Genomic DNA, 25,988 nt, shown 5'->3' on the forward strand with positions numbered 1-25,988 from the left:
TCGACGCGGATTCCAACTCGTGGCAACGCCGCAACGGCTTGCTACGACGGCATGGGCATCGACGCGCTGGTGTACTTCGGCAGCGGCTACGCCGAAGTACGATCCACACTTGGCCTCAGGCGCGGCCAACCGTTTCGCCCGCCGCTTGTCCGGACGCGCAGCGACTCCGGCCGGCGCCCCCTCCGGCGACGGCAGCGGTCGCAAGAACCCGTTGGCCCGCAACGGCGACACCGCCATCGTCGGCATCGGCATCGGCAAGGCCAAGCTCGGCGCGATCCGGTACCGCGCGCTGACTCAGTACTTCGTCTCGAGCGCCGTCACGTCGCAGGCGGCGGCCGACCTGTACGACAGCGGCTCGGCCGAACACCAGACCGTGGCCCGGGCCTGGTCGGCGGTCAAGGTCAACTGATCCATCGCCGCATCGCGCCGCTGCCGCGACGCTCACGAACGGCCCGCGCAAGCGGGCCGTTCGCGTTCGCGCGCGCTTCGCGCGCGACCTTGCCGCGCCGGCGCGTTCGCATCATTACCAAACCGCGATATGTGACGCGCAGCGAATCGGCCTGCGCGATTGTGTGACGCGCACGACTGGATTCAGCATCGAACAAGCTCGCGCAGCGGCCTAACGTGCCCTGGCTGCTCCGGCGACGGCTCCTTATTCCAATCCGCCGCGCCGGCGCAGTCCGCCGTCGTCCGCGCGCACCGCGGCGCAACGGCGCGCGGCCAACTCACTTCCATCTTGGTATCGAAGGGGAAACGCATATGCAACCGAAGATCGCCCTGCTCGGCGGCGCCATCCTGGCCGCCATCGCCGTTCTCGCCAGCCAATCCTCCAGCATCGGCGCCACCGCCGCCGCGACCGCCGGCGCGACCGCCGACGCGCGCGACGCCGCCCGGCCTAATGCCGGCGCGCAGGCCGCCGTCGCCGACGCGCACGCGGCGAATGCGCGCCATTCCTCGCCGTTCGCCCAGCTCGCCGCCGCCACCGGCGCGCGCGCGGGCAGCGAACTGGCCTCCGCGTCCAGCTCCGAAGCGCAGGCCGACGCCTCGCCCGCCGCGGCGCGCGCGCGCGGCTTGCTCGAAGGCGCCGCCGGCGATCAGCTGCATCGCGTCGCCGCCGACGGCTTCCGCGCCCGCGACGTCATGATCGACCGCGACGGCACCGAGCATGTGCGCATGGAGCGCAGCTACCAGGGCCTGCCGGTGGTCGGCGGCGACTTCGTCGTGCACAGCCGCGACGGCCAGCTGCTGTCGATCAGCCAGGGCGACGACATGCGCACTCTCGCCCGCCCCGCGCTGAAGCCTGCGATCGGCGCCGACCGCGCCCGCGTCGAGGCCGGCGCGGCGTTCGACGGCACCGCTTCGTCGGTGTCGCAGCCGCAACTGGTGGTGTTCGCGCGCGGCGTCGCGCCGACCCTGGCCTATCGGGTCGACGTGCGCGGCGAGCGCAACAACGACCCGGCGCCGGGCAACCTCAGCTACTTCATCGATGCGGGCAACGGCACGCTGCTGCACGAAGAGGACCACGTCCACGCCGCGGCCGCCAACGGCACCGGCAAGACCCTGACCCTGGGCAACGTCGGCATCGTCACCAACTCGGTCAGCGGCGGGTTCGAGATGACCGACCCCAGCCGCGGCAACGGCCAGACCCTCGACGCCGGCAACGGCAACAGCGCCAGCGGCACGCTGTTCAAGGACGCCGACAACGTGTGGGGCAACAACGCCACCTCCGACCGCGCCACGGCCGCCGCCGACGCCCACTACGGCGTCGCCGCGACCTGGGACTATTACAAGAACGTGCACGGCCGCAACGGCATCAAGAACGACGGCCGCGGGGTCAAGAGCTACATCCACTACAAGACCAACCTGGTCAACGCCTACTGGGACGGCTCGTCGATGCTGTACGGCGATGGCGACGGCACCACCTACCGTCCGCTGGTCGCGCTCGACGTGGCCGGCCACGAAATGACCCACGGCGTCACCGGCGCGACCGCGCGGCTGGGCTACTACAACATCAAGGACAGCGGCGGCATCAACGAGGGCATCTCCGACATCTTCGGCACCCTGGTCGAGTTCAGCGTCGCCAACGCCAACGATCCGGGCGACTACCTGATCGGCGAAGAGGTCTACATCAGCAATCCCGGCGACAAGAAGGCGCTGCGCCTGATGTTCAAGCAGGACGCCGACGGCGCGTCGAAGGTCTGCTACCCCAGCGGCGGCTTCACCGCCTCGCAGACCTACGCGCGCGGCCCGTTCGATCCGCACTACACCTCCGGCGTGCTCAACCGCGTGTTCTACCTGGGCTCGGAAGGCGCCAACGTGCCGGCCGGCTTCAACTACACCAAGGCGCAGATGGTCTGCAACGGCGACACCGCGATCGCCGGCATCGGCCGCAACAAGATGGGCGCGATCATGTACCGCGCGCTGACCCGCTACTTCGTCTCCAGCACCACCTATCCGCAGGCGCGCACCTGGACCCTGCAGGCGGCGACCGATCTGTACGGCGCCAACTCGGCCGAGTACGCCGCGCTGGCGCGGGTGTGGAGCGCGGTCAACGTCAACTGACCGCGGCGTAGCAGTGGCATGCGCCGCCGCGGGGCGGCGCGACGACGGCCCGCTTCGGCGGGCCGTCGTATTGCGCGCGGATCGGCTCAGACCCGTTGTGCGTGGCCGCGCTCGACCCGCAGCGGCGGCCAACGCCGGTAGGTGTAGGCGCGCCACAGCCATTCCACCGGTCCGAACCGGAACCGGCGCAACCACCACGCGCTGAACGCCATCTGCGCGGCGAACAACAGCAGCGCGGCCAGGATCAATGCGCTGTACGACCAGCGGCCCCATTGGCCCAGGCCGTGGCCGTACAACAGCCAGGTCGCGACCAGCGACTGGGTCAGGTAATGGGTCAGCGCCATGCGCCCGGCCGCGGCGAAGCGCAACGGCCAGCGCGCGCCGGCGTCGAGCAGCAGCGCCACCGCGGCGATCGCGGCCAACGCCAACGGCAGGCCGCCGGCGATGTGCAGGGTCTGCGCCAGCACCGAGGACGCGGTGTACACCGCCACCGTCGGCGCCGGCTCCAGCGCCACGCTGGCCGCGGTCAGGCCGACGCCGAGCGCGCCGCCGTAGCGCAGCATCGCCTGCAGGCGCGCGCGATGGCGCGCCGGATCGGCGAGCGTGCCGCTGCGCATCAGCGCCGCGCCGATCAGGAACAGGCCCAGCGCCAGCGGCAACATCACCGCCCAGCCCGCGATCGTGGTGTCGAAGAAGAAATGCACGCGCTGCGCGGCGGCGGCGGCGTAATCGCCGTGGGCATAAGCGGCGACCTCGGCCGCGCGCTCGGCCTGCGCGCGCGCCAGTTCCCTGGCGCCGCCCTGGGGCACGCCGGGCAAGGTCAGCGATGCGGCCACCAGCAGCATGAAGCCGGTGCCCGCCAGGTACAGCGCGCAGCCCAGCGCCAGCCAGGCCTCGTCGGAGAGCCGGCGCAGCGCCAGCAACGCGAACGCGCACAACGCATAGGTCACCAAAATGTCGCCGGCCCAGATCGCCCAGGCATGGATCAGGCCGATCGCCGCCAGACCGGCGCTGCGGCGCAGGTACACCGCGCCGAACCCGCGCCCGCCCGCCTGCGCGCGCCCGAGCATGGCGGCGAAGCCCATGCCGAACAGCAGCGCGAACAGGGTCCAGGCCTTGTCGCGGATCGCCACGTAGACGAACGTCGCCAGCGCCCGGTCGCTGCCGCGCAGCGCCGGATCGATGCCGTCGTGCAACTCGTTCAACGGCCCGGCGAACGCGGCGACGTTGCTCAGCAGGATTCCCAGCAAGGCCAGCCCGCGCAGCGCATCGAGCGCGGTCACCCGCTCGGGGACGGACACGGGCGCGAGTTCGGGAACGGATGCGGTCATCGGCAAGAGGCCTGGAGCGGGCAGCGGAAAATCGCCGCGAGTATGCGTGGGAGGGGAATGGATACGGCGGTCGGCTGCGAGAGCGTCGGGCCTGAAGGCCCTCCCACAACAGCCCCGAAGGTCATCTCGCAAAAGCCCCGACCGCTGCAGCCTATGCTCGTGGGAGGGGCTTCAGCCCCGACGCCTTTCGCTCAGGTCGCCGGATCAGATCGGATCGGAAAGCATCGGGCCTGAAGGCCCTCCCACCAAAGCCCCGGCCGCTTCAACCCATGCTCGTGGGAGGGGCTTCAGCCCCGACGCCTTTCGCTCAGGTCTCGATGCGGCACCGGATCGACCCGCCCCACAAAACGAACGGCCCGCAAGCGCGGGCCGTCCGGTATCGCCCCAGCGGCCCGAACGGGCCGCGCGGCTCAGTGGGCGTGGCCGCCGTCGCCGTGGACGTGGCCGTGCTCGATCTCTTCGGCCGCGGCTTCGCGCACTTCCACGATCTCGATCGCGAAGTGCAGGTCCTTGCCCGCCATCGGGTGGTTCAGGTCGACGTCGACCACGCTCATGCCGACCTTCTGGATCGTCACCGCGCGCGGGCCGAAGTTGGTCGGCAGCACCGCCTGCATGCCCGGGACCAGCTTGGCGTCCTTGAAGTACTTCTTCGGCACGCGCTGGGTCAGGCCTTCCTGGCGCTCGCCGTAGGCCTCGGCCGCCGGCACGTCGGCTTCGAACTTGTCGCCGGCCTCGCGGCCGTCCATCGCCTTTTCCAGGCCCGGGATGATGTTGTTGTGGCCGATCAGGATCGCCAGCGGTTCGCGGCCTTCCGAGCTCTCCACGGGCTCGCCGCCCTGCTCGGCTACGGTGTAGTGGAAACGCACGACGCGATCTTTTTCGATTTTCATGGCTAGTCCGGCTGGTGGACGCGCAATGCGCGCCCGGGAAAGTAGAGGAATCGACAGCCGGGCTGCGCCGGCCGCCACAAAACGACACATGGATTGTCTTGTCGCCGCCGCCGCGAGCCGCCAAGCTATCGGCGTGACGAAGGCCGCGCATTATCCCGGCAACACCGCTCCCGCGCCAGTTCGCGGCCGCGGGCCGTTGTTGGCCGCCGCGCTCGCCCTGGCCCTGTGCGGCCTGCTCGCCGCCTGCGGCGGCGGCAAGCAAACCGTGCGCCGCACCCCGCCGCCGGCCCAGCCGACCCGGGTCTGGCCGCACGTGGACCCGGACAACCCCGAGGCCGCCAACGCCGTGCTGATGCGCGCCTTCAGCCTGGTCGGCACGCCGTACCGCTACGGCGGCAACACCCCGGAAGGCGGCTTCGACTGCAGCGGCCTGGTCAACTACGTCTACCGCGACATGCTGGCGCTGAACCTGCCGCGCACCTCGCGCGACCTGGCCGGCTACCAGGGTCCGCGCATCGACCCGCTGCGCCTGGCCGCCGGCGACCTGGTGTTCTTCGGCAGCTCCGGCAGCGTCAGCCACGTCGGCATCTACGTCGGCGAGGGCCGCTTCGTGCACGCCCCCAGCAGCGGCGGCACCGTCCGCCTGGACCGGCTGGACGGGCCGTACTGGCGCGATCACTACAGCGGTGCCAAGCGGATTCTCCGGTAGTACTGAGACAACCTGAACAGGATTGCGGTCGCGTACACGCAAGAAATGTGAGGAAAATCACATACCTGTTTACGATCCTCTAACGAAATTTGAACCACACTGTCTCGTCTGGCGGGTATTGTCCTTGTCCGGTGACGACTCTGTGATTACTAAGTGACGACTTCGACCCATCGCCACAACCGCCAGACTGCCACCCCCCAAGCATCTTGCGACACCGCCCAAGGCCGACGCCCCGGCCGCCGGGCCAGCCAACGCCTCCTGCTGACCGCCGCCCTGGCGGTCTGCGCCGTTCCCGCCTTCGCCCAGTCCGCCTCCGCCGGCATGGCCTCGTCCCTGCTGCCGGGCGGCCCGTCGCTGCGCAACGACTCGGCCGACGCGCCGCAAGCCAGCGGCGGCCACATGCTGCCGGAGGCGATGACCCTCTCCGACCGCGCCCTGATGCTGGCGACCGACCTGAACCGCATGCTCGGCCAGGGCCAGGACATCCCGCTGAGCAAGACCGACCTGCCGGTCGCCGAACAGGGCCGGATCAAGGGCATGCTGCAGAAGGCGCTGGCCCTGCTGGGCACGCCCTACCGCTGGGGCGGCACCTCGCCGGACCAGGGGTTCGATTGCTCGGGCCTGGTCGGCTACGTGTTCCGCAACGCCCTGGGCATCGAACTGCCGCGCGTCTCGCGCGAGATGGCCAAGACCGGCGAAGTGATCGACCGCGACGCCATGACCGAAGGCGACCTGGTGTTCTTCGGCCGCCGCGGCCGCGTCGACCACGTCGGCATCTACCTCGGCGAAGGCCGCTTCGTGCATGCCCCGCGCACCGGCAAGGACGTGACCGTCTCGAGCCTGGACAGCGGCTACTGGAGCGGCAAGTTCATGGAAGCGCGCCGGGTCGACGGGATCTGATTCCGCGCCGCGGCGCCCGCCGCTTCGCGCATCCGACAGGCCGCCTCCGGGCGGCCTGTCGCGTTATGGGTTACGCCCTGCGGCGGCAGCTGCAGCGATGAGTTCCTTGTGCCGGGCTGCGGCGCGCTGTCCGGTGAGCGCATCGGGAATGTTCGGAAAGTCCGACAGATCGGTGCAGAACATGGCGAATTCCCATTCTCGTTTGCCGCCATCCTCTGCGTCTTTAGCCAGACAAAAATATGGATGGGCGTTCCAGGTGCTGGGCAACCATTCCGGTAGTTTCGCCCTGAGCTTGTTCATGCCCTCGGGGCTTAGGTGATCGGCTTTCGCTAGTTCTTCGATCAATTCGTCCCGGCCGATCAGAGGCAGGTCGTGAAAGCGCACCAGCAGTTCGAAACCGTCCTTGACCTCACGCAGGAAGCCGTCGCTCTTGAGCGTCCCAAGGTCGCGCGAATGCACGACGAACATCCTCGGCGCCTGCATTTGGGGCGTCAGATAGAACACGAAGGCGATGGCCGAGTTGCGATGTCCTTCCAGCAACTCAAGCTCGGACTGCTTGAGCCGGTAGGCGAATTCCGCCTGCGGTCGATTGTTGGCCCCGGTGTTGATCTGTTCGGCCGTCACCCATCGCGATTTGACTTGGAACGCGAACGGAAACACGTCCGCATGCTCGACTTCGCCCTTGCTGGCCTTGAGCTGATTGGTGACCACCAAATCGAACCCGAAATCGGCCGGCAGCCTGAAGGCCTCGAACGAACGCGCAAACAGTTCGCCGGAGATCCAATGTTCGGCCGAATAACCGCGATACAAACGATCGAAAAACGCCACGTCCACATCCGTCATCCGTGAGGGAGAGTCGTGGCCATCCTATGGAGCACCTACGAGGCAGGCCAGCACGGAAAAGCCAAGATGTGACACAGGCCGCGCGTTGCGCGGCGATGAAAGCAGGTTACGCGCACGATTGATGCGATTCGTGCGTAGTGGCGCGCTCGCAAAACGGCGGATTGCGCCTCGCCAAGCGCGCGCCCCGCCGGCCTCACCCTTCGTGCACGTACCGCTCCACCGTCGCCTCGATGCCCTTGCTCAGCTCCATCACCTTGAGCGCGTACTCGGCCAGGCGCTTGTCGTCGTCGGTGACCGGGGTCCACGGCGGCACCGGGGTCGGCTTGCCTTCGACCGTGTCCATCGCCACGAACACGATCACGCAGTGGGTGCACAGGCGCTCTTCGGGTTCGCCGTCGTCCAGGCCCGGGTCGCGCGCCTTGACGTCGACGGCGAAGTGCATGCTGCTGGTGCCGGTGTGGATCAGCTTGGTGTGGACGGTGACCAGGTCGCTGATCCGGATCGGGGCGACGAAGCGGATGCCGCCGACCGCGACGGTGACGCTGTACTTGCCGCTCCAGCCGACCGCCGCGGCGTAGCCGGCCTGGTCGATCCACTTCATCACCATGCCGCCGTGGACCTTGCCGCCGTAGTTGACGTCGGTCGGCTGGGCCAGGAAGCGCAGGTTCAATTCGCGTTGCTGGCCCTTCATGCTGCGGCTCCCTGCACGCGCAGGTGGCGCACGACGGCGGCGCCGACGCGGTGCACGGCCTCGCGCTGGCGTTCGTCGGAGAGCTCGCCGTAATCGTGCAGCTTGTCGCCGGCCTGGCCGACCGCGACCTGCTGCGGCACCACGATCAGGCCGAGCTTGGCCAGCGCGTCGCGCAGCACCAGCAGCGAGCGCAGCCCGCCCAGCGGCCCCGGCGAGGCGGAAACGATGCCGGCGACCTTGTCGGCGAACAGCGTGGTGCCCGAGCGGCCGTCGGGCAGCGGACGCGAGATCCAGTCCAGCGTGTTCTTGACCAGCGCCGGCATCGAGCCGTTGTACTCGGGCGTGGAGATCAGCAGGCCGTCGTGCCGCGCCATCAGTTCCTGCAGGCGGCGCGCGTTCTGCGGCATCGCCTCGGCCTCGATGTCGCCGTCGTAGACCGGCAGCGCGTAGTCGCGCAGTTCGATCAGCTCGACCTCGGCGCCGGCGGCGCGCGCGCCTTCGGCGAGCACCGGGATCAGGCGGCGGTTGTAGGAACCCGAACGCAGGCTGCCGGCGAAGGCGAGCAGGCGCGGGGGCGAAACGGTGGGGCTGGCGGACATCGACGGACTCCTGGGCTGGCGCCGGCCAATTATGCGCGAGCGATGCGTGGGCCGTGCGCGCGCGGCTCGGCGCTTGCAAGCCGGCGCCGGCGGCGCGATGCTCGCCGCGTCGCCGGCGCGCCGCCGGCTCGGCTCGGGGATGGGCGATGGGACGCACGATTCTGGCGATGATGGTCGGCGTGGCGCTGGCCATGGCGACCATGCTGTTGTTCGAGGCCGGCTACGGCCTGCTGCACCCGCTGCCGGCCGGCGCCAACGCCCAGGACCCGGCGACGATGAACGCCCACATCGCCCACGCGCCGCTGCCGGCGCTGTTGCTGGTGCTCGGCGGCTGGGTGGTCGGCGCGCTCGACGGCGGCCTGGTCGCGGCGCTGATCTCGCGCCGGCACAAGCGCATCGCGGCGCTGACGGTCGGCGTGGTGGTGGCGCTGGGCGTGGTCGCGGTGACCTCGATCTATACCCATCCGCGCTGGATGCAGATCGCCGGCATACTGCTGCCGCTGCTGGCCAGCTGGCTCGGCGCGCGGATCGCGCAACGGCGCGCCGCGCCCACGCCATAACGCCTCGCGCAACGCCTCGCGCAACGCCTCGCGCAACGCCTCGCGCAACGATAAACCCCGGCCTTGGCCGGGGTTTATCGCGAAGGTCCAACGCCAGGCCTCACTTCTCCTGCTTGAACTCGCCGTACTCCTTGAGCTGCGCCTGCACCGCCTTGTAGTCGCCGACCACCACGATCGACTGGTCCTTGACGGCGTAGTACTTCTTGGCCATCGCCTGCACCTGGTCGGCGCCGATCGCGCGGATCTTCGGCACGTATTCGCCGAGGAACTCCGGCGGCAGGCCGATCAGCCAGTTGCCGGCCAGGCTGGAGGCGACCGAGCGCTGCTGCTGGTTGCCGATGAGATAACCGCCGGCGACGTAGCGCTTGGTGTCTTCGAGCTCCTGCGCCGGCACCGGGTAGTCGTTGAGGCGGCCGAACTCGTAGACGAACTCGCCCAGCGAGGCGCCGGTGACTTCGTTGCGCACGTCGGCCGAGACCTGGACCATGCCGCCGCCGCGCAGCGCGGTGAGGCCGCCGCGGGCGCCGTAGGTGTAGCCCTTGTCCTCGCGCAGGTTCTGCATCAGGCGGCTGCTGAAACCGCCGCCCAGGACGATGCCGGCCAACTGCGCGGGCACGTAGTCCGCATCGGTCGCGGCGATGGCCGGGCGGCCCAGGCGCAGCGCCGACTGCACACTGCCGTCGCGCTGCACGAACACCCGCTGCGCCGGCGCGGCGCGCGGCGCGGGGGCGACGTCGGCGACCGGTTCGCCGCTGGCCTTCCAGTCGCCGAAGGAGGCTTCGGCGAGCTTGAACGCCTGTTCGGCGCCGACCCGACCGGTGATCACCAGCAAGGCGCGGTCGGGACGGAAGCGGCGCGCGTGTTCGGCGCGGACCTTGTCGGCGGTGATCGCGTTGATCGACGCCTCGGTCGGCTGGCTGCGCGCATAGGGATGCTCGCCGTACACCGCCGCCAGCAACGCGCGCGTGGCCTTGAACCCGGGCTGCGCCTGCGCGGCCTTGAGGCCCTGCAGCGCGTTGGCCTGGGCCAGCTTGACCTCGTCGTCGGGGAAGCTGGCGCCTTCGGCCACGTCCGACAGCAGTTGCAGCATCGGCGCGGCCTGCGACGGCAGCGCGTAGCCGCTGAGGACCACGCCGTCGTTGGTCGCGTTGGCGCCGATCGCGCCGCCGTAGCCCTGCGCGGTCTCGGCGATGGCCTTGGCGTCGAGCTTGGCGGTGCCTTCCACCAGCAGGCCCGCATACAGCGAGGCGAAGCCCGAGGCGTCGGCCGCGTCGGCGGCGTAGCCGGCGTTGCGCACCGCCAGCACGTAGTCCACGCGCGGCAGGCCCTGGCGCGGCACCACCCACACTTCCAGGCCGTTGGCCAGGGTCTTGCGGGCGATCTGCGGCACCGGCAGCGCCTTGTCGGGCGCCAGCGGCGGCAGGCGTTCGGGCAGCTTGGCCGCGGGGCCGGCGCTGGCCGCGCCGGCGCCCAGGCCGAGGATCAGCGCGAGCGACAGCGCGAGTGGGTTCTTCAGCAGACTCATGGCGCTCTCCTCAATTCTTGGCCGCGGCGGGCGCGGCGGCGGCGGGCGCCGGGGCGGATGCGGCCGGACGACGGTCGATGACGGTGCGGTTGGCCTGGGTCAGATAGGTCTTGGCCACGCGTTGCAGGTCGGCGGAGGTCACGCCCTCGATCAAGGTCGGGATCTTGTTGACCACGTTGGCGTCGCCCCACAGCGTCTGCAGCACCGCCAGCGCGTCGGCGCGGTCGATGAAGGGCTCCAGGCCGTTGTACCAGTCGGCCAGCATCTTGGTCTTGACCCGCTTCAGGGTCGCCGCGTCGACGCCGTTCTTGGCGATGTTCGCCACTTCCTCGTCGATCGCCGCCAGCACCGCGTCGGCGCTGCTGTCGGGCTTGTACATCGCGAACAGGGTGTAGAGCGTGGGGCCGTTGTAGCTCCACGGGTCGGTCAGGCCGTACAGCGGCTCGATGTTGAGCGCGATCTGGCGCCGCTTGACCAGCGACTGGTACAGGCGCGAGGCGTCGTCGCCGGCCAGCACGCTGCCCAGCACCGCCATCGGCGCCTGGTCGCGGCTGCCGCGCGCGGGCATCTTCCAGCCCGCGGCGATCGCCGGCACCTGCGCCAGCGCGTCGGTCTGGTTGATCCGCTTCTCGGCGGTGTTGAGGCCTTCGCTGTAGTCCGGCGCCGCCGGCGTCGGCCGCCCTGCGACCGCGCCGAAGTACTTGTCGGCGAGCTTGAACGCTTCCTCCGGCGAGATGTCGCCGGCGATGCCGAGCACGGCGTTGTTGGGGCCGTAGTAATCGCGGTGGAACGACTGCACATCGGCCAGGCTGGCGTTCTCCAGGTCCTGGAAGCTGCCGTAGCCGTCGTGGTTGTTCTCCCACTTGTTGAACGCGTGCTGGCCGATGTCGATCCACATGAAGCCGCCGTAAGGCTGGTTCTTCACGTTGACCCGGATCTCCTCCTTGACCACGTCCTGCTGGTTCTTCAGCGTGGTCGGGTTGAAGTCCAGGGTCTTCATGCGGTCGGCTTCCAGCCACAGGATGCGTTCCAGCGCGGAGACCGGGGCGACCTCGATGTAGTTGGTGAAGTCCGGGCGGGTCGAGCCGTTGTTGCGGCCGCCACCACCGCTGATGACCTGGTCGAACACGCCCTTGGGCGCGGCCGGGGTGCCCTGGAACATCAGGTGTTCGAACAGGTGGGCGAAGCCGGTGCGGTTCTTCGGCTCCAGGCGCATGCCGACGTGGTAGACCACGCTGACGCCGACGGTCGGCGAGCTGTGGTCGGTGGAGACGACCACGGTCAATCCGTTGTCGAGTTTCTTGACCGCCACCGGTACCTGCCAACGGTCGCTCTCGGCGGCGGACGCGGTCGCGAACGCAGCGGAGGCGAGCGTGGTCAGGCCGGCGAGCAGCACGCAGAGGTGACGCTTGCGCATGAGGGGCTCCCTGTCCTGTCGTGGTGAACCGCGCCGGACGGCGCCGGACGCAGGTCCGCGCACATTAACCCGAGCCGCGTCCGCCGGTGCGGGCCGGAAGTCACATGGGGTGGCCGGCCGCGCTGGCCGTTGCGCCCACGATCGCCGACACTGTGCGCCTGACTTTCGCCGCGCCGATCCCCGCCCATGCCGTATACCCCCATCGTGGCCACCCTGGGCTACGTGCTCTCGCCCGATGGCCGCCAGGTCCTGATGGTCCACCGCAACGCCCGCCCCGACGACCACCAGCTCGGCAAGTACAACGGCCTGGGCGGCAAGCTCGAACCCGACGAAGACGTGCTGGCCGGCATGCGCCGCGAGATCCGCGAGGAAGCCGGGATCGAATGCACCGCGCTGCAACTGCGCGGCACCATCAGCTGGCCCGGCTTCGGCAAGCGCGGCGAGGACTGGCTGGGCTTCGTGTTCGTGATTACCGCGTTCGAAGGCGAGCCGTACGCGAGCAATCCCGAGGGCACGCTGGAATGGGCCGACCTCGACCGCCTGCACGAACTGCCGATGTGGGAAGGCGACCGCGAATTCCTGCCGCTGGTGTTCGACCGCGATCCGCGGCCGTTCCATGGGGTGATGCCGTACCGCGAGGGGCGGATGTTGTCGTGGAATTTCTCGCGGGTGTGAGCGCGGCGATTTGAGCGGAAGGCATCGGGCCTGAAGGCCCTCCCACAAGAGTCGCCGCGCTGGCCCGCTCTTGTGGGAGGGCCTTCAGGCCCGACGCTTTCGTCTCCGCCGCGACCAAGCCCTCACTCCACGCCCCGCGCCAACCGCTGCTCGATCTGCGGCCACTCCAGATCCCACAGCCTCCCGTCCCACTCCCAACCCGGCGTCGCCCAGCCGAGCGCATCGCTCGGCTCGCTCGCCAGCGCTTCGCCTTCGAAGCGCAGCGACAACACCCGCCGCGACTGCGGCGCGCGGCGCAGCACCGCGCGCCGGCGCGGACCCGACCGCGTCGCCAACGGGTCGGCGCCGCGTTCGGCCAGGCGGAAGCTTTCTTCGTCGAACACCACCAGGCAACGGCGCTCGTCCACGCGCAGCAGATGGATCAGCGCGCCGGTCTCGCCTTCGCGCACGCTGGCGGCTTCGAGGAAGTCGTAGTGTTCCTCATCGACCACGCCGGCCTCGGCGTCGCGCCAGCTCGCCCCGAAGGCGCGCGCGCGTCGCGCGTGCCGCTGGCGCGCCGCGTGGCCGACCCGCGCGCTGGCCAAGGCGATGCCGAGCAAGGGCGCGGCGACCGCGATCCAGACCAGCTCCGGCCCGGCCTGGCCGCTGCGGCCGGCGACATGCAGCCACGCCGCGGCGCCGGCGGCGAGCGCGAACAGGAACAGTAAGCTCGCCAAGGACGCGGTGCCGAGCCAATCGAGCACGCCGGCGAGCCGCGAAGGCGTCGCGGCGCCGGCGCTGCCGGCCGCATGCAGCCGTTCGCGCTCGCGCGCCTGCATCGCTACCCGTTCGATCCGCAGCGGCACGTCAGCGCCCAGCGCGCGGCCGCGGCCGGCCGTGCGTGTGCGCGGGGTTCGTCCTCGGCCTGCGCCGTGCCTGCGTTGCGTCCATGCGCGGCATTATGCCGACGCGCGCGCTGCGGGTACGAGCGGCCACAGGTATCTGCGCCGGCGCGGCGGAGCGCGCCGGCGAAGGGATCGCGAGGCTAGGCCTTGCCCTCTTCTTCCAATCCCACGTTGCTCGACGCCGCCTCGTACACCTCGCGGTCGAGCAGGCCGGTTTCCTTCGCCACCAGCACCGGCACCAGCATCTGCCCGGTCACGTTGGTCATGGTCCGCATCATGTCGAGCACGCGGTCGATGGCGTACAGATAGCCGATGGTCTCCAGCGGCAGGTTGGCGGCGCTGAGCACCACGGTCGCCATGATCACCGCCGTGCCGGGAACGCCGGCGGTGCCGAAGCTGCCGAGCACCGAGGCGATCAGGACGATGAAATACTGGTCGGCGGTCAGCGGCGTGCCGGTGTATTGGGCGATGAACACCGCGCACAGCGCCGGGTAAATCGCGCCGCAGCCGTCCATCTTGATGCTCGCGCCCAGCGGCGAGGCGAACGCGGCGTAGTCCTTGTTGACGCCGAGGTTGTGCACGATCGAACGCATCGCCACCGGCATCGCGGCGAAGCTCGACGAGCTCACGAACGCCACCTGCATGCCCGGCGCCGCGCCGCGGAAGAACTTCAGCGGATTGAGCCCGTGCGCCAGCAGCAGCGCGCTGTAGACCACCACGATGTGCAGCGCGCAGGCCAGGTACAGCGCCAGCACGAAGTTGCCCAGCGGCAGCAGCTTCTCGAAGCCGTAGGCGCCGACCAGCGCGGCGATGAGGCCGAAGGTGCCGATCGGGGTCACTTCCAGGACGAAGCGGGTGACCTGGATCATCAGCTCGCTGGCCTCGCCGACCAGCTTGCGCACGCCGGCGACCTTCTCGCCGAGCTTGACCATGGCGAAGCCGAGCAGGCCGGCGAAGAAGATCACCGGCAGGATCGAGCCCTTGCCCGCGGCCAGCACGGTCTCGCCGGCAGCGTTCTTGGTCGCGCCGATGCCGGTCAGGGCGTAGAACGGATTGCTCGGCACCACGTCGAGCAGCACCTTGGTCACGCTGGGCACGTCGCGCGGCTTGTAGTCCGAGGAGGCCGCCAGCCCGATCACCCCGCTGCCCGGCTGCAGGATCGTGCCCACCGCCAGGCCCACCGCCACCGCCAGCACCGCGGTGATCGCGAACCACAGGAAGGTGCGGCCGCCGAGCGCGGCGATGGATTTCTGCCCGTGCAGCGATGCCACCGCGTTGATCACCGCGAAGAACACCAGCGGCACCGCGATCATCTTGATCAAGGTGACGTAGAGATCGCCCAGCGGCCCGAACCAGGTTTCCGCCGCCGGACCCATCGCCCAGCCGGCCAGCGCGCCGAGCGCGAAGCCGGCGACCACGCGTTGCCAGAACGGGATGCGGAACCAGGCGGAGAACAAGGCGGTCATCGCGGGCTATCCGGGGCTGTGGGCCGACAAGGGCGGGAGGGCGGGCGCCCGGGCGGACCCGGGGGACGACACGATAAACAGCTTGGCCGCCGCGCCGACGAATCCAAGTGCATAAGCGCGCAACCAAACGTCATGACTGTGAGCCGCATCGGCAAATCGGCCCCGTCGCCGCCGCGCACGCGCCGCGGCGATCACGGGCGCGACCGGCCCGTGCGCGGCGCGGCGGCCGCGCGCTTGGACGCCGCGGCGGGCTTCGCCGCGCCTTGCGGAGCGGCCCGGGCAGCGCCGGCCGGCGCGCGCGACGCGCCCTTGGCCGCAGCCGCCGGGTCGGTTTCGACGAACAGGATCGCGCGCAGCAGGCCGGGGAAACGCTGCTCCAGATCGTCGCAGCGCAAGGTGTTGAGATACTGCGTTCCGGATTTCACCGTATGCACCAGCCCGGCCGAGCGCAGCACATCGAAATGGCGCGACAGCGTCGCCCGCGGCAAACCCAGCTCTTTTTCCTCGCTGACCCGGATGCACGACACCGGCCTGTCGCGGCTGAGCCCGCGCACCAGGGTCAGCCGCACCGGATCGGCCAGCGCGTACAGCACGGCGGTCAGTTCGATGTCGGCGGTGGCGGGGTGATGCAGGGGTCTCATGCTCACAGCTTGCTACAGGCGGCGCGCGCTCGCCATGGCTTCGATAGTTCCAAATATCGGAACTAACTTAGCACACCCGGCCGGCGCCGCGCCGCCGTCCTGTCCCTCGCGCCGCCGCGCTGTCCGTCTGGCGGCGCGTTCGCGCAATCGCGTCGGCCGCGGCGGCCGCGGCGGCGGTTCCGTCGCCGGCCTCATCGCCTGAGAAAGCGCGCTCCTACACTGGCTGCTGTCGTCGGCCGCGCGGGCCCGCCGCGCCCGCGCGGCCGACGACCGATCGCCCACAGCGGCCAGCGGACCGGCCCGCGTTGGACATTCCTGACGTTTTCCAAGAGGGAAGGAAGATGAAATCACTCTGTATCGCAGGCCTGCTCCTGCTGACGATGGCGCCTGCCTGCAACGCGGCCGCCGCCGCGGTGAGTTTCGAAAGCGAACTCGACGCGCAACGCGCGCCGGCCAGCGCGCTGAGCGGACACACCCGCCGCGCCGGCCGCGCCGAAGTGCAGCTCAAGTCCGTACTCGACGCGCGCAGCGCCGGCGCCGAGCCGCTGGAACTGGCGCTGTTCGCCGATGCCAGGTTCGCGCCCTCGTTCGTGCGCTGGATCGAACACGGCAACGGCGCGGCGACCTGGGTCGGCCGCATCGCCGACAGCGAAGGCGGCGGACAGGTGCTGCTGACCATGAACGCCGAGCGCGTCTACGGCCGCATCGACGCCGGCACCGCCCAGTACGTGCTGGAAGGCCCGCTGTCGGGCAGCGCCGTGGTGCGCGAGATCGATCCCGCATCGTTCGCTTCGCGCAACCTCGCCGAAGGCATCCACCAGCCGCATCCGGGCCTGGTCCCGGCGAAGCTGGCCGCGCCCGCGCCCGCGCAGGCGTCGGCGCGCGGCGGCGACGGCGCCAAGAGCGATGCCGAGGACGTGCTCTATCCGGTCGACGTGCTGGTGCTGTACACCGGCCGCGTCAACCAACTCCATGGCGGCGCCGCCGGCGGCCCGCCGGCACCGGGACTGGACGCCTACGTGCAGAGCCTGTTCGCCGACGCCAACCTGTCGTTCGCCAGCAGCGCCGTGCACCTGGGCTGGCTCAAGCGGGTCGCGCTGCTGCCTTCGAGCTTCAACGAACCCGCCGACGCCGGCTTCGACATCTGGAACACCACCCACGACCAGATGCGCGACAGCCTCGCCAGCTTCAGCAACCTCGACGCCTTGCGCATCCAGTACAACGCCGACGCCGTGGTGCTGCTGGTCGACGGCAACCGCATGACCGCGACCTGCGGCCGCGCCAGCGTGCCCGCGCACCAGAGCGCCTTCAGCCAGTGGCGCGAATCGGTGGCCGTGGTCAGCGCCGGCTGCGCCGCCGGCGATCGCACTTTCACCCATGAGATCGGCCACATCCTCGGCGGCCTGCACGAGGGCGAAGGCGGCGCGCACCCGCCGTCCAAGTACGCGCAAGGCTTCGTCAGCGCCGCCGGCGGCTTCCGCACCATCATGGCGATCGGCGCCGGCCTGCCCGGCGGCTGCACCACCGGCGGCTGCGCGCGCATCAACCGCTGGTCCTCGCCGTACCAGAGCTACAACGGCCATCCGCTGGGCAACGCCACCGCCGACATGGTCGAGGCGCTGCACTGGATGCTTCCGACGGTGTCGTACTACAGCAAGCGCGGCAACATCGCCATGCCCGGCGTGGCGCAGTCGGCGACCATGCAGACCTGCCAGAACATCGGCCACGGCCCCGGCGGCGAGGTGGTGGTGACGTCCACCACCTATGCCAACTGGTCGCCGGCGCCGGGCTTGAACGAGTTCTACCAGTTGCAGACCTCCGACGATCCCAATTTCAGCCACATGATCGGCCAGCCGGTTTACGAGCTCTATCGCGGCGCGCGCACCGCCACCCGCATCGCCAATCCCGCCGTCATCAAGACCTACACCCGCCTTCGCGCCTGCAACAACGGCGTGGGCTGTTCGGTGAAGGCGGTCACCCGGCTGCCGACTTCGAACGCTTGCGACTGACGCGGCGCGAGCGGTTCGCGATACGCGGAAGGCGGCCGATGGCCGCCTTCCTTTTTCGCGCGACGCGCGTCGCGCCGCCCGCGATGCCCCGCCAGCCACGATCCGCAAAGCCCGCGCCGGGCGCGGTCCTTTCGCCGTCACGCACCCAAGGCATAATCGCCGGCTTGTCCGTCCATCGCCCGGCCCGCCCATGTCCAAGCTGCGTTCCGCCTCCGTCCTCCTCGTTCCCGCGCTGCTGACCGCCTGCGCGGCCGCCGCGCCGGCCACCCGCGCCGACGCGCCCTCGGCCGGCGTCGTCATCGACGTGCCGACGATCAAGCACCCGCAGGAAGAGACCCCGGCCTGGTGGTACCGCGACGGCGCCGCCCAGGCCGCGCAGCGCGGCGCGCCGGCGGCCAAGGCCCGCAACGTGATCCTGTTCGTCGGCGACGGCATGAGCCTGACCACGGTCGCCGCCGCGCGCATCCTCGCCGGCCAGCTCAAGGGCGCGCCCGGCGAGGAGAACCGGCTGAGCTGGGAGCGCTTCCCCGCGACCGCGCTGAGCAAGACCTACAACACCGACTCGCAGACCCCCGATTCGGCCGGCACCATGAGCGCCATGGCCACCGGCGTGAAGACCCGCGCCGGCGTGCTCAGCATCGGCCAGAAGGGCGCGCGCGGCGACTGCGCCGAAGCCTTGAAGGCGCCGATGCTGACCCTGTGGGAACTCGCCGCCGGCAGCGGCCTGGCCACCGGCGTGGTCACTACCACCCGCGTCACCCACGCCACCCCGGGCGCGACCTTCAGCCACTCGGCCGACCGCAACTGGGAAAACGACATGGACCTGCCGGAGAAGGCCAAGGCCGACGGCTGCGTCGACATCGCCCGGCAGATGATCGAAAGCCCGTACGGCACCGGCCCGGACGTGCTGATGGGCGGCGGCCGCGCCAACTTCATGACCGTCGAACAGCGCGATCCCGAATACGACGACAAGGTCGGCCAGCGCCTCGACGGCCGCGACCTGATCGCCACCTGGAAGCAGCGCCACCCCGGCGGCAGCTACGTGTGGAACGCCAAGCAGCTGGCCGCGGCGCCGAAGGACCGGCCGCTGTTCGCCCTGTTCGAGCCCGACCACATGCAGTTCGAGCACGACCGCCCGCAGGACGGCGCCGGCGAGCCGTCGCTGAAGGACATGACGCTCGCGGCGATCGAGCGGCTCAAGCGCAATCCCAACGGCTACGTGCTGCTGGTCGAAGGCGGCCGCATCGATCACGCCCACCACATGGGCAACGCCTACCGCGCGCTGACCGACACCATCGCCCTGAGCGAGGCGGTCGACGCGGCCAACCAGGCGACCTCGGCCGACGACACCCTGATCCTGGTCACCGCCGACCACTCGCATACCCTGAGCTTCGTCGGCTATCCGACCCGCGGCAACCCGATGCTCGGCAAGGTGCGCGGCACCAGCGGCGAGGACGGCGACCCGAACGACTACGCCCGCGACTCGCTCGGCAAGCCCTACACCACGCTCAACTACAGCAACGGCCCGGGCTACACCGGCGCCAGCGCGCAGCAGCCCGAGGGCCCGCACACCTTCCCGCACACCGTCAGCGGCACGATGGAGATCGAGAAGGGCCGCCCGGACCTGACCAAGGTCGATACCGAGGCGCCCGACTACATGCAGGAAGCGCTGGTGCCGACCAGCAGCGAGACCCACGGCGGCGACGATGTCGGCATCTGGGCGCGCGGCCCCGGCAGCGCGGCGGTGCGCGGCAGCGTCGAGCAGAACACGATCTACCACTTCCTGCTGCAGTCCATGCCCAAGCTGCGCGCCTCGCTGTGCGCCAAGGGCGATTGCGACACGCACCAGGTGCCGGTGACCCTGCCCAAGCCCGACGACTTCAAGAGCGCGCGCTGAGCCGCGCGGGCGCCGGCCGGTCGGTCGGCGCCGAGACAGAACCTACGGCGGCCCGTGCGCGGGCCGCCGTTTTTTTTGCGCGCCGAAAGCCAGCGCCGGCCGCGGCCTCGATCCGGCCCGCCCGCGCGGCCCAGATCCAGCGCGCGGGCGCCGCGCGCATCGGCGTCGCCGGTGCGCGCCGCATCGCCGATCAGGAATAGATCCGGACCAACCTGATCGCCACGCCGATCAACTGCAGCGTCGTCGGCAGCAACAACGCCAGCACGAACACCAGCGGCCCCAGGTTCTTGAGGACGTTGCGATAACCGGCTTGGTACGTGAACGCCATCGACACGGCCACGATCCACCACACCTCGACGTCCTCTTTCCGGCCCGACGGCCCGAACAGCGACTGCCAGGCGGCGGCGTACATCGCGATGGCAATGAGCGCCAGGACGATCAACATCATCCATCGCTCTTGCTTGGGAGTAAAAGTCAACATCCTTTGTTCGCATCCGCCAGGGCGATGGGGCCGGCGCTGAAGCCGGGTTCGCCGCGCGCGGGCGGCGAGGCGGCCATTGTAGGGCGCGTCGTCGTCCGGCCGGCGCTTGCGGCCGGCGGCGGGCGAAGACGGCGGACGGCAGCCGATCGCGCCGGCCGCGCGGCGCGGTGCCGCGGTCGCGGCTTGCCCGCGTTCGGTGCGGAGCCGCTGCGGCCCATCTGAGGTGCGGCGCCACGCGCATGATCCGGACAAACGACCGCCTCCCTCGCGAAGGCTCCGGCTCCGATCTCCAACGCGTGGGATCCGATCTCATGGCGCGTGTCCGCAGCCTTGTTCGCCGCCTGCGTGGACAGCCGAACGAGTTCGGCGGCCCCTGCCCCGGCTTTTTTGGCCCGCGACCGCCCCCAGCCGCGCTTCTCACCGATGGCGAAAATTTGACCAATCCTTGCGAACCCTTGCGGCATAAGGCGTGGAACCCGATTCCACGGCGAGTGTCCGCAAGCTTGTCCACAGGCGGTGTGGACAGCTGCGCGGCTCATGCGCCGCGCGCGACGCGCCGGCTAGGCGATGCGTGGCGATCCGTCAAGCCGACGCGATTTTCGCCGTTTCCGGCGACTGGCCAAAATTTAGCCAAACTTGCGCAGGCCTTGTCGCATAAGGCGTGAAACCCGATTCCACGGACAGTGTCCGCAAGTTTGTCCACAGGCAATGTGGATAGCGCCGCGCCGGAAATCCGCTTGCGCAGCGCGCGCCCGGCCGACGGCGTCGCGGTTCGCCCTGGATTTGCAGGCCTTCCCGAGCCTGGACAAAAACTGTCCAAAGTCGCGAAAGCCCCGTCGCACAAGGCGTGAAACCCGATTCCACGGCAACTGTCCGCATGGTTGTCCACAGCGCGTGTGGATAGCGCAGCGGCGTCGCGCGGAGTGAGAAACCCGACGCGGCCTGCGCGTGGAACCCGTGAAACTGCCGTGCAAAGCCAAGTCGGCGCGTTTGCCCCAAGCATGGACAAAAATTGATCAATTTCGCGAAACGCTTGCGGCGCAAGGCGTGGAACCCGATTCCACGGCGTCTGTCCGCATGCTTGTCCACAGGCGCTGTGGAAATCGCGGCGGCGCGCGAAGCGACAGCAAAGGCAAAACGGGTTCCGGCATCGCCAGCAACCACAGCGATCCCCTCCCGCCGCGCCGAAATCGCAGCGCAGCGACTGTAGGTGTGGCGCGAGCCGCGACCGCGAATCCGCGGCTACGACGCGAGCGCGGTGTCGCGGTCGCGGCTCCGTCGCTCTTGCTGGGGCTTAAAAGCGAAACCCGGCTGGGAGGGCCGGGTTTCGGGGTGGCGACGGCGGAGCTTCGCGGCTTCGGTTGACTCAGAACGGCTTGGCCAGCACCAACCACACGATCGCGATCAGGGCCAGCAGCGGCAGTTCGTTGAACAGCCGCAGCGTGCGCGAGGACGGCAGCGCGCGGCCTTTGTCCAGGCCCTTGATCCAGCGGCCGGTGAAGCTGTAGTAGACCAGCAGCGCCACGACCAGGGTCAGCTTGGCGTGCAGCCAGCCGCCGACCGCGAACATCTGCGGCAGGCCGTCGCCGAACACGCGGTAGCCCTGCCACATCAGCAAGCCGCACAGGAACGCCAGGCCGAACATGATGTGGCCGAAGCGGTAGAGCTTGCGGCCCATCAGCGCCAGCCGCGCGCGCACCGCCGGCTCGCCTTGGCTCTCGGCGATGTTGACCAGGATCCGCGGCAGGTAGAAGACCGCGGCCATCCAGGCGATCACGAACACGAGATGGAAGGTCTTGGTCCACAGATAGGCGTTCATCGCTGGCTTCCCGATACGAAACAGGTGGCGGTGCTGGGGCGCGGGCGGATCGCTCCGGACGTCGCTGGCGGCGCGGCCGGCAACCGCGAGCACCGCGCCCGCGCTGGCCGGCTGCGAGCGCTGCGAACCGGCGTAGCGGCCTCGGGCGCGCCCTGGCGCGCTAGGATGCCACGTTCCACGCAGCCCCAGCGCCCGGCCGCCGTCTCCGCAGGCGGCGCGCGGACGCCTCACCGAACGGCCGACACCGCATGAGCAAACACTACGACCGCGACTACTTCCAGCGCTGGTACCGCGATCCCGCGCTCAAGCACGAGGCCATCGGCGGCGCCGCGCGGCTGGCGCGCAAGGTCGCCCTGGCCGTGGCCGCCGCCGAGTACCACCTGGAACGCCCGATCCGCAGCGTGCTCGACATCGGCTGCGGCGAAGGCCCGTGGCGCGCGCCGCTGCTGAAGCTGCGTCCGCGCCTGCAGTATCTCGGATTCGACTCCAGCCAGTACGCGGTTGCGCGCTTCGGTCGCACCCGCAACCTGCACCTGGCCCGCTTCGGCGATTTCGAATTCCTGCGCCCGTGCGCGCCGGTCGACCTGCTGATCTGCAGCGACGTCATGCACTACCTGGACACGCGCGAGCTCGATCGCGGCCTGGCCGGCGTGGCCGAGCTGTGCGGCGGGGTGGCGTTCCTCGAAACCTTTACCCGCGAGGACGGCATCGAAGGCGACACCGACGGCTTCAAGCGCCGGCCGGCGAAGTTCTACCGCGAGCGCTTCGCCGCGCACGGGTTCCAGGCGCTGGGTTCGCACCTGTGGCTGGGGCCGGCGCTGGCGGGCGGGACGGCGGCGTTGGAGACCTCGGGCTGAGACCGAAGATCGTCGCTGGCGTAGCGGTGGCGTCGTAAGCGCGATGGCGCGGTCGCGGCTCGCGCCGCTCCTACAGGGGCGGCCGCAGCTTCGGTTCTGACTGCAGGCGCTGCGCAAGCTGCGACCGCGGCGCAGCCGGTCGCGCCGAAAACGTGCCGAAACGGCCTCATCTCACACCTATCAGCGACCGCAACCGCGGTTTCACGCGACGGCCATCGCAATCCGTTATGCTGCGCCGCAGCAAATCGTTGCCGCCGGTTGCGTTTACCCTCTCCCGCCAGCCCTGCCCGCCACTGAGAGTCCGACCCGAATGCTGCTCTATCAGATGCACGAACTCGGCCGCGCCTGGATGGCCCCGATGACCTACTGGGCCGATGCCGGCGCCAAGATGTTCGCCGCGCCCGGCAGTTGGCTGTCGACCCTGCCCGGCGCCTCGCGCGTGGCGGCCGGGTGCGAGCTGCTCTACCGCATCGGCAAGGACTACGAGAAGCCCGAGTTCGGCATCCATTCGATCCAGATCGACGGCAACGCCTATCCGGTGATCGAGCGCGAGATGGCGCGCAAGCCGTTCTGCCGGCTGCTGCGCTTCAAGCGCTACGCCGACGACGCCGGCAACATCGCCGAGCTCAAGGACGATCCGCCGGTGCTGGTGGTCGCGCCGCTGTCGGGCCACCACGCCACCTTGCTGCGCGACACCGTGCGCACCCTGCTGCGCGACCACAAGGTCTACATCACCGACTGGGTCGACGCGCGCATGGTGCCGAACGAGGAAGGCGCCTTCACCCTCGACGACTACGTCGGCTACATCCAGGACTTCATCCGCCAGATCGGTGCCGACAGCCTGCACGTGATCAGCGTCTGCCAGCCGACCGTGCCGGTGCTGGCGGCGGTGTCGCTGATGGCCGCGCGCGGCGAACCCACGCCGCGTTCGCTGGTGATGATGGGCGGCCCGATCGACACCCGCGAGAGCCCGACCCAGGTCAACGACCTGGCCGAGCACAAGCCGCTGTGGTGGTTCGAGAACAATCTGATCCACCACGTGCCGGCCAACTTCCCCGGCCGCGGCCGCCGCGTCTATCCGGGCTTCCTGCAGCACAGCGGCTTCGTGGCGATGAACCCGGAGCGGCATTTCCAGTCGCACTGGGATTTCTACCAGGACCTGCTCAAGGGCGACCTGGAAGACGCCGAGTCGCACCGCCGCTTCTACGACGAATACAACGCCGTGCTCGACATGCCGGCCGAGTACTACCTCGATACCATCCGCGTCGTGTTCCAGGAACACCTGCTGCCGCGCGGCCTGTGGGACGTCGCCGGCGAACGCGTAAACCCCGGCGCGATCAACAACACCGCGCTGCTGACCATCGAAGGCGAGCTCGACGACATCTCCGGCCAGGGCCAGACCCGCGCCGCCCACACCCTGTGCACCGGCGTGGCCGAATCCCAGCGCCAGCACATCACCGTCGACGGCGCCGGCCACTACGGCATCTTCAGCGGCCGGCGCTGGCGCGAGCAGGTGTATCCGCAGGTACGCGACTTCATCGCCCGCTACTCGGCCTGAGCCGCGCGGCCGCAACGAGAAAAGCCCGGCCATGCGCCGGGCTTTTTCGTTGCGGATCCCGATGAAGCCGGATCGCCCCCTGTAGGAGCGGCGCGAGCCGCGACCGCGCCGCCGCACCCATGACGCCCGTTGGAAGTCCGGCGTTCGACCAGGACGGGGATCGCAGAGGTTCGTCGTAGTCGAATTGGCGCGGTCGCGGCTCGCGCCGCTCCTACAAAAAGCAACTGCGACGGCGAATCCGCGGCGCCACCCTCGACTTCAGCCCCAGCGCACCAGCAGCGCCTTCGCCAGCTGCGCGTGCAGGTAGCCGATGCCGCGGGCCAGGTGCAGGGTCGCGAACAGCAGCAGCACGCCGGTCAGCAGGCACAGCGGCCACAGCAACGCCTCGGGCAGCACGCCCCAGGAACCGGCGTTGGTGCAGGCGTAATCCAGGCAGATGTTGCCGTGGAACAGGCCCGTCCACTGCGCGATCGGGGCGAAGATCAACGACAGCGACAAGGCCAGCGCGGTGATCGCGACGCTGAAGTAGGCCGTGCCGAGCGGCAGCATCAGCAGCAGGTACAGCAGCGTGCCCCAGGTGCGCGGGTCGGTGAACATCTCCTTGATCCGCTCCAGCCACGGCCGCTCGCGGTCGCTGTACAGCGGCCGGCGCGGCATGCGTTCGCCGAGCATGGTCTCCACCAGCCGCCCTTCCACCAGCGCCAGCACCCGCACCGAGCCCAGGAACAGGATCAGCAGCGGCAGGCCGACGATCAGGATCAGCAGGCTCGCCGACACCGAGGCGCCGGTGACGACCCAAGTGAAGTAAAACGTGCCGGTGGCCAGCGACAGCAGCATGTAGAACAGCGCGCCGTAGGTGCGCGGTTCCAGCGCCACGCCGAAGAATCGGCCCAGCCACGAGCGACGCTGCGCCGGCCTGGGCGGGCGCAGCGCGGTCTGCACCTTGGCCTCGGTGTCGCGGTAGATCTCCGCCACCTCGTCCGGCGCGCCGTAGCTGCCGGCGACGCTGGCGATGATCTGCGCCTCGCTGCGCTGCGGGTTCTCGGCCATTTCCGCGCGCAGGTACTCCTCGGCGTCGTACAGCGCGTCCTGGATCAGCGCCGGGTCGGCGCCGTGCAGGGCCTGGCGCAGGCGCTGCAGGTACTCGGGGATCGAGCTCGGCAGGCCGGCGGCGGCGCTGGCGGCCGCGGCCGCGGCCGGATCGGAGGGGGGCGCGCCGGCCGGCGCGGAGTCGGCTTCGGGCGGGTAATGGGCGGTGCCGGCTATGGCGTTCATGGTTCGAGCCCCTGCAGGACGGAATCGACGGAATCGCGGGTGGCGCGCCAGGCCTGCGTCCATTCGCGCAGAACCGCCCGGCCGCTGTCGGTGATGCGGTAGTAGCGCCGCGGCGGCCCGGTCACCGACGGCTCGACATGGCTGTCGAGCAGGCCGGCCGCACCGAGGTTGCGCAGCACCGGGTACAGCGCGCTCTGCTTGCCGCTGAGCACGCCCTCGCCCTCGCGCTCCAGGCGCTTGGCGATCTGGTAGCCGTACATCGGCTCGCCGGCCGCGCCGAGCACCGCCAGCAGCGCCAGCGACACCGTGCCGGTGCTGAGCTCCTTCTGGAACTTGCGCAAATGGCTGTCGAGATCGGTCACGGGCGGCGCCCCTGGGCTAGTCTGGTGCTCAGACTAT

The 25,988-nt window shown here is 70.0% G+C and carries 24 protein-coding genes; 10 read left to right on the forward strand and 14 right to left on the reverse strand.

Features of this window, described 5'->3' with window-relative positions:
* Positions 1 to 19: 19 nt before the first annotated feature.
* Positions 20 to 409, forward strand: coding sequence for a M4 family metallopeptidase (locus RDV84_RS24845; RefSeq protein WP_309151973.1), 390 nt, complete (start codon positions 20 to 22; stop codon positions 407 to 409).
* 350 nt (positions 410 to 759) lie between these two features.
* Positions 760 to 2,562: a M4 family metallopeptidase gene (locus RDV84_RS24850; protein WP_309151974.1), complete on the forward strand. Its 1,803-nt coding sequence runs from the start codon at positions 760 to 762 to the stop codon at positions 2,560 to 2,562.
* Between the two features lie 86 nt (positions 2,563 to 2,648).
* On the opposite strand, the gene RDV84_RS24855 is transcribed toward RDV84_RS24850, so the two are convergent.
* Together RDV84_RS24855 and RDV84_RS24860 are read right to left on the reverse strand one after the other, a co-directional pair.
* On the reverse strand, positions 2,649 to 3,893 hold the full coding sequence (locus tag RDV84_RS24855; protein WP_309151975.1) for a DUF418 domain-containing protein: 1,245 nt from the start codon (positions 3,891 to 3,893) through the stop codon (positions 2,649 to 2,651).
* Between the two features lie 410 nt (positions 3,894 to 4,303).
* The gene (locus RDV84_RS24860; RefSeq protein ID WP_057946794.1) at positions 4,304 to 4,783 is read right to left on the reverse strand and encodes an FKBP-type peptidyl-prolyl cis-trans isomerase; all 480 of its coding nucleotides are present in this window, start codon (positions 4,781 to 4,783) and stop codon (positions 4,304 to 4,306) included.
* Between the two features lie 88 nt (positions 4,784 to 4,871).
* On the opposite strand from RDV84_RS24860, the gene RDV84_RS24865 reads away from it, so the two are divergent.
* Both RDV84_RS24865 and RDV84_RS24870 read left to right on the forward strand, forming a co-directional pair.
* Positions 4,872 to 5,492 (forward strand): C40 family peptidase, encoded by a 621-nt coding sequence (locus tag RDV84_RS24865; protein WP_078997340.1) that lies wholly within the window; start codon positions 4,872 to 4,874, stop codon positions 5,490 to 5,492.
* A gap of 321 nt (positions 5,493 to 5,813) precedes the next feature.
* Positions 5,814 to 6,392 carry a C40 family peptidase gene (locus RDV84_RS24870; RefSeq protein WP_078997339.1) on the forward strand — a complete coding sequence of 193 codons (579 nt, stop codon included), beginning with the start codon at positions 5,814 to 5,816 and terminating at the stop codon, positions 6,390 to 6,392.
* Positions 6,393 to 6,455: 63 nt separating this feature from the next.
* Here RDV84_RS24870 and RDV84_RS24875 read toward each other — a convergent pair whose 3' ends face one another.
* From RDV84_RS24875 to RDV84_RS24885, 3 genes are all read right to left on the reverse strand, one after another.
* Positions 6,456 to 7,220: a hypothetical protein gene (locus tag RDV84_RS24875; RefSeq protein ID WP_309151976.1), complete on the reverse strand. Its 765-nt coding sequence runs from the start codon at positions 7,218 to 7,220 to the stop codon at positions 6,456 to 6,458.
* Positions 7,221 to 7,428: 208 nt separating this feature from the next.
* Positions 7,429 to 7,926 carry an acyl-CoA thioesterase gene (locus RDV84_RS24880; protein WP_057946784.1) on the reverse strand — a complete coding sequence of 166 codons (498 nt, stop codon included), beginning with the start codon at positions 7,924 to 7,926 and terminating at the stop codon, positions 7,429 to 7,431.
* Positions 7,923 to 8,525, reverse strand: a complete 603-nt coding sequence (locus tag RDV84_RS24885; protein ID WP_123649085.1) for an NADPH-dependent FMN reductase — start codon at positions 8,523 to 8,525, stop codon at positions 7,923 to 7,925. Before RDV84_RS24885 ends, RDV84_RS24880 begins: the two co-directional genes overlap by 4 nt.
* Positions 8,526 to 8,671: 146 nt before the next feature.
* On the opposite strand from RDV84_RS24885, the gene RDV84_RS24890 reads away from it, so the two are divergent.
* Positions 8,672 to 9,085 carry a hypothetical protein gene (locus RDV84_RS24890; RefSeq protein ID WP_309151977.1) on the forward strand — a complete coding sequence of 138 codons (414 nt, stop codon included), beginning with the start codon at positions 8,672 to 8,674 and terminating at the stop codon, positions 9,083 to 9,085.
* A 100-nt stretch (positions 9,086 to 9,185) separates the two neighbouring features.
* Here RDV84_RS24890 and RDV84_RS24895 read toward each other — a convergent pair whose 3' ends face one another.
* Both RDV84_RS24895 and RDV84_RS24900 read right to left on the reverse strand, forming a co-directional pair.
* Positions 9,186 to 10,610, reverse strand: a complete 1,425-nt coding sequence (locus tag RDV84_RS24895; protein WP_309151978.1) for a M16 family metallopeptidase — start codon at positions 10,608 to 10,610, stop codon at positions 9,186 to 9,188.
* Between the two features lie 10 nt (positions 10,611 to 10,620).
* Positions 10,621 to 12,027, reverse strand: a complete 1,407-nt coding sequence (locus tag RDV84_RS24900; protein ID WP_309151979.1) for a M16 family metallopeptidase — start codon at positions 12,025 to 12,027, stop codon at positions 10,621 to 10,623.
* A gap of 186 nt (positions 12,028 to 12,213) precedes the next feature.
* Between RDV84_RS24900 and RDV84_RS24905 the strand changes: the two genes are divergently transcribed.
* A complete protein-coding gene (locus RDV84_RS24905) occupies positions 12,214 to 12,702 on the forward strand; it encodes an NUDIX hydrolase (protein ID WP_309151980.1) in 489 nt (162 codons plus the stop codon).
* A 122-nt stretch (positions 12,703 to 12,824) separates the two neighbouring features.
* Here RDV84_RS24905 and RDV84_RS24910 read toward each other — a convergent pair whose 3' ends face one another.
* The 3 genes from RDV84_RS24910 to RDV84_RS24920 all read right to left on the reverse strand — a co-directional run bounded on the left by RDV84_RS24910 (position 12,825) and on the right by RDV84_RS24920 (position 15,693).
* Complete coding sequence (locus RDV84_RS24910) at positions 12,825 to 13,547, reverse strand: hypothetical protein (protein ID WP_309151981.1); 723 nt, start codon at positions 13,545 to 13,547, stop codon at positions 12,825 to 12,827.
* A gap of 179 nt (positions 13,548 to 13,726) precedes the next feature.
* Positions 13,727 to 15,052, reverse strand: coding sequence for a dicarboxylate/amino acid:cation symporter (locus RDV84_RS24915; protein WP_309151982.1), 1,326 nt, complete (start codon positions 15,050 to 15,052; stop codon positions 13,727 to 13,729).
* Between the two features lie 191 nt (positions 15,053 to 15,243).
* The gene (locus RDV84_RS24920; RefSeq protein ID WP_309151983.1) at positions 15,244 to 15,693 is read right to left on the reverse strand and encodes an ArsR/SmtB family transcription factor; all 450 of its coding nucleotides are present in this window, start codon (positions 15,691 to 15,693) and stop codon (positions 15,244 to 15,246) included.
* Between the two features lie 341 nt (positions 15,694 to 16,034).
* Here RDV84_RS24920 and RDV84_RS24925 point away from each other — a divergent pair, with 341 nt between their 5' ends.
* Positions 16,035 to 17,702, forward strand: a complete 1,668-nt coding sequence (locus RDV84_RS24925) for a M12 family metallo-peptidase (protein WP_309151984.1) — start codon at positions 16,035 to 16,037, stop codon at positions 17,700 to 17,702.
* Between the two features lie 190 nt (positions 17,703 to 17,892).
* A complete protein-coding gene (locus RDV84_RS24930) occupies positions 17,893 to 19,599 on the forward strand; it encodes an alkaline phosphatase (protein ID WP_078997332.1) in 1,707 nt (568 codons plus the stop codon).
* A gap of 190 nt (positions 19,600 to 19,789) precedes the next feature.
* On the opposite strand, the gene RDV84_RS24935 is transcribed toward RDV84_RS24930, so the two are convergent.
* Entirely contained in the window at positions 19,790 to 20,047 is a 258-nt protein-coding gene (locus RDV84_RS24935; protein ID WP_057946774.1) for a hypothetical protein, read from the reverse strand.
* A gap of 1,399 nt (positions 20,048 to 21,446) precedes the next feature.
* Positions 21,447 to 21,899: a CopD family protein gene (locus RDV84_RS24940; RefSeq protein ID WP_057946773.1), complete on the reverse strand. Its 453-nt coding sequence runs from the start codon at positions 21,897 to 21,899 to the stop codon at positions 21,447 to 21,449.
* Between the two features lie 248 nt (positions 21,900 to 22,147).
* Between RDV84_RS24940 and RDV84_RS24945 the strand changes: the two genes are divergently transcribed.
* Complete coding sequence (locus RDV84_RS24945; protein WP_250444122.1) at positions 22,148 to 22,756, forward strand: class I SAM-dependent DNA methyltransferase; 609 nt, start codon at positions 22,148 to 22,150, stop codon at positions 22,754 to 22,756.
* A gap of 310 nt (positions 22,757 to 23,066) precedes the next feature.
* A complete protein-coding gene (locus RDV84_RS24950; protein WP_309151985.1) occupies positions 23,067 to 24,314 on the forward strand; it encodes a polyhydroxyalkanoate depolymerase in 1,248 nt (415 codons plus the stop codon).
* 258 nt (positions 24,315 to 24,572) lie between these two features.
* Here RDV84_RS24950 and RDV84_RS24955 read toward each other — a convergent pair whose 3' ends face one another.
* Complete coding sequence (locus RDV84_RS24955) at positions 24,573 to 25,589, reverse strand: sensor domain-containing protein (RefSeq protein WP_309151986.1); 1,017 nt, start codon at positions 25,587 to 25,589, stop codon at positions 24,573 to 24,575.
* Positions 25,586 to 25,951, reverse strand: coding sequence for a PadR family transcriptional regulator (locus tag RDV84_RS24960; RefSeq protein ID WP_057946771.1), 366 nt, complete (start codon positions 25,949 to 25,951; stop codon positions 25,586 to 25,588). The genes RDV84_RS24955 and RDV84_RS24960 overlap by 4 nt, the downstream gene beginning before the upstream one ends.
* Between the last annotated feature and the right edge of the window lie 37 nt (positions 25,952 to 25,988).

Source organism: Lysobacter yananisis (assembly GCF_031199375.1).
GTDB classification, from domain to species: Bacteria; Pseudomonadota; Gammaproteobacteria; order Xanthomonadales; family Xanthomonadaceae; genus Lysobacter; species Lysobacter yananisis.

Excerpts from the sequence above, each read along its gene's own strand:
- RDV84_RS24850 (WP_309151974.1), top strand. The coding sequence starts at position 760 with ATGCAACCGAAGATCGCCCTGCTCGGCGGCGCCATCCTGGCCGCCATC.
- RDV84_RS24855 (WP_309151975.1), bottom strand. The coding sequence starts at position 3,893 with ATGACCGCATCCGTTCCCGAACTCGCGCCCGTGTCCGTCCCCGAGCGG.
- RDV84_RS24860 (WP_057946794.1), bottom strand. The coding sequence starts at position 4,783 with ATGAAAATCGAAAAAGATCGCGTCGTGCGTTTCCACTACACCGTAGCC.
- RDV84_RS24865 (WP_078997340.1), top strand. The coding sequence starts at position 4,872 with ATGGATTGTCTTGTCGCCGCCGCCGCGAGCCGCCAAGCTATCGGCGTG.
- RDV84_RS24870 (WP_078997339.1), top strand. The coding sequence starts at position 5,814 with ATGGCCTCGTCCCTGCTGCCGGGCGGCCCGTCGCTGCGCAACGACTCG.
- RDV84_RS24880 (WP_057946784.1), bottom strand. The coding sequence starts at position 7,926 with ATGAAGGGCCAGCAACGCGAATTGAACCTGCGCTTCCTGGCCCAGCCG.
- RDV84_RS24885 (WP_123649085.1), bottom strand. The coding sequence starts at position 8,525 with ATGTCCGCCAGCCCCACCGTTTCGCCCCCGCGCCTGCTCGCCTTCGCC.
- RDV84_RS24890 (WP_309151977.1), top strand. The coding sequence starts at position 8,672 with ATGGGACGCACGATTCTGGCGATGATGGTCGGCGTGGCGCTGGCCATG.
- RDV84_RS24895 (WP_309151978.1), bottom strand. The coding sequence starts at position 10,610 with ATGAGTCTGCTGAAGAACCCACTCGCGCTGTCGCTCGCGCTGATCCTC.
- RDV84_RS24900 (WP_309151979.1), bottom strand. The coding sequence starts at position 12,027 with ATGCGCAAGCGTCACCTCTGCGTGCTGCTCGCCGGCCTGACCACGCTC.
- RDV84_RS24905 (WP_309151980.1), top strand. The coding sequence starts at position 12,214 with ATGCCGTATACCCCCATCGTGGCCACCCTGGGCTACGTGCTCTCGCCC.
- RDV84_RS24915 (WP_309151982.1), bottom strand. The coding sequence starts at position 15,052 with ATGACCGCCTTGTTCTCCGCCTGGTTCCGCATCCCGTTCTGGCAACGC.
- RDV84_RS24920 (WP_309151983.1), bottom strand. The coding sequence starts at position 15,693 with ATGAGACCCCTGCATCACCCCGCCACCGCCGACATCGAACTGACCGCC.
- RDV84_RS24925 (WP_309151984.1), top strand. The coding sequence starts at position 16,035 with ATGAAATCACTCTGTATCGCAGGCCTGCTCCTGCTGACGATGGCGCCT.
- RDV84_RS24930 (WP_078997332.1), top strand. The coding sequence starts at position 17,893 with ATGTCCAAGCTGCGTTCCGCCTCCGTCCTCCTCGTTCCCGCGCTGCTG.
- RDV84_RS24935 (WP_057946774.1), bottom strand. The coding sequence starts at position 20,047 with ATGATGTTGATCGTCCTGGCGCTCATTGCCATCGCGATGTACGCCGCC.
- RDV84_RS24940 (WP_057946773.1), bottom strand. The coding sequence starts at position 21,899 with ATGAACGCCTATCTGTGGACCAAGACCTTCCATCTCGTGTTCGTGATC.
- RDV84_RS24945 (WP_250444122.1), top strand. The coding sequence starts at position 22,148 with ATGAGCAAACACTACGACCGCGACTACTTCCAGCGCTGGTACCGCGAT.
- RDV84_RS24950 (WP_309151985.1), top strand. The coding sequence starts at position 23,067 with ATGCTGCTCTATCAGATGCACGAACTCGGCCGCGCCTGGATGGCCCCG.
- RDV84_RS24955 (WP_309151986.1), bottom strand. The coding sequence starts at position 25,589 with ATGAACGCCATAGCCGGCACCGCCCATTACCCGCCCGAAGCCGACTCC.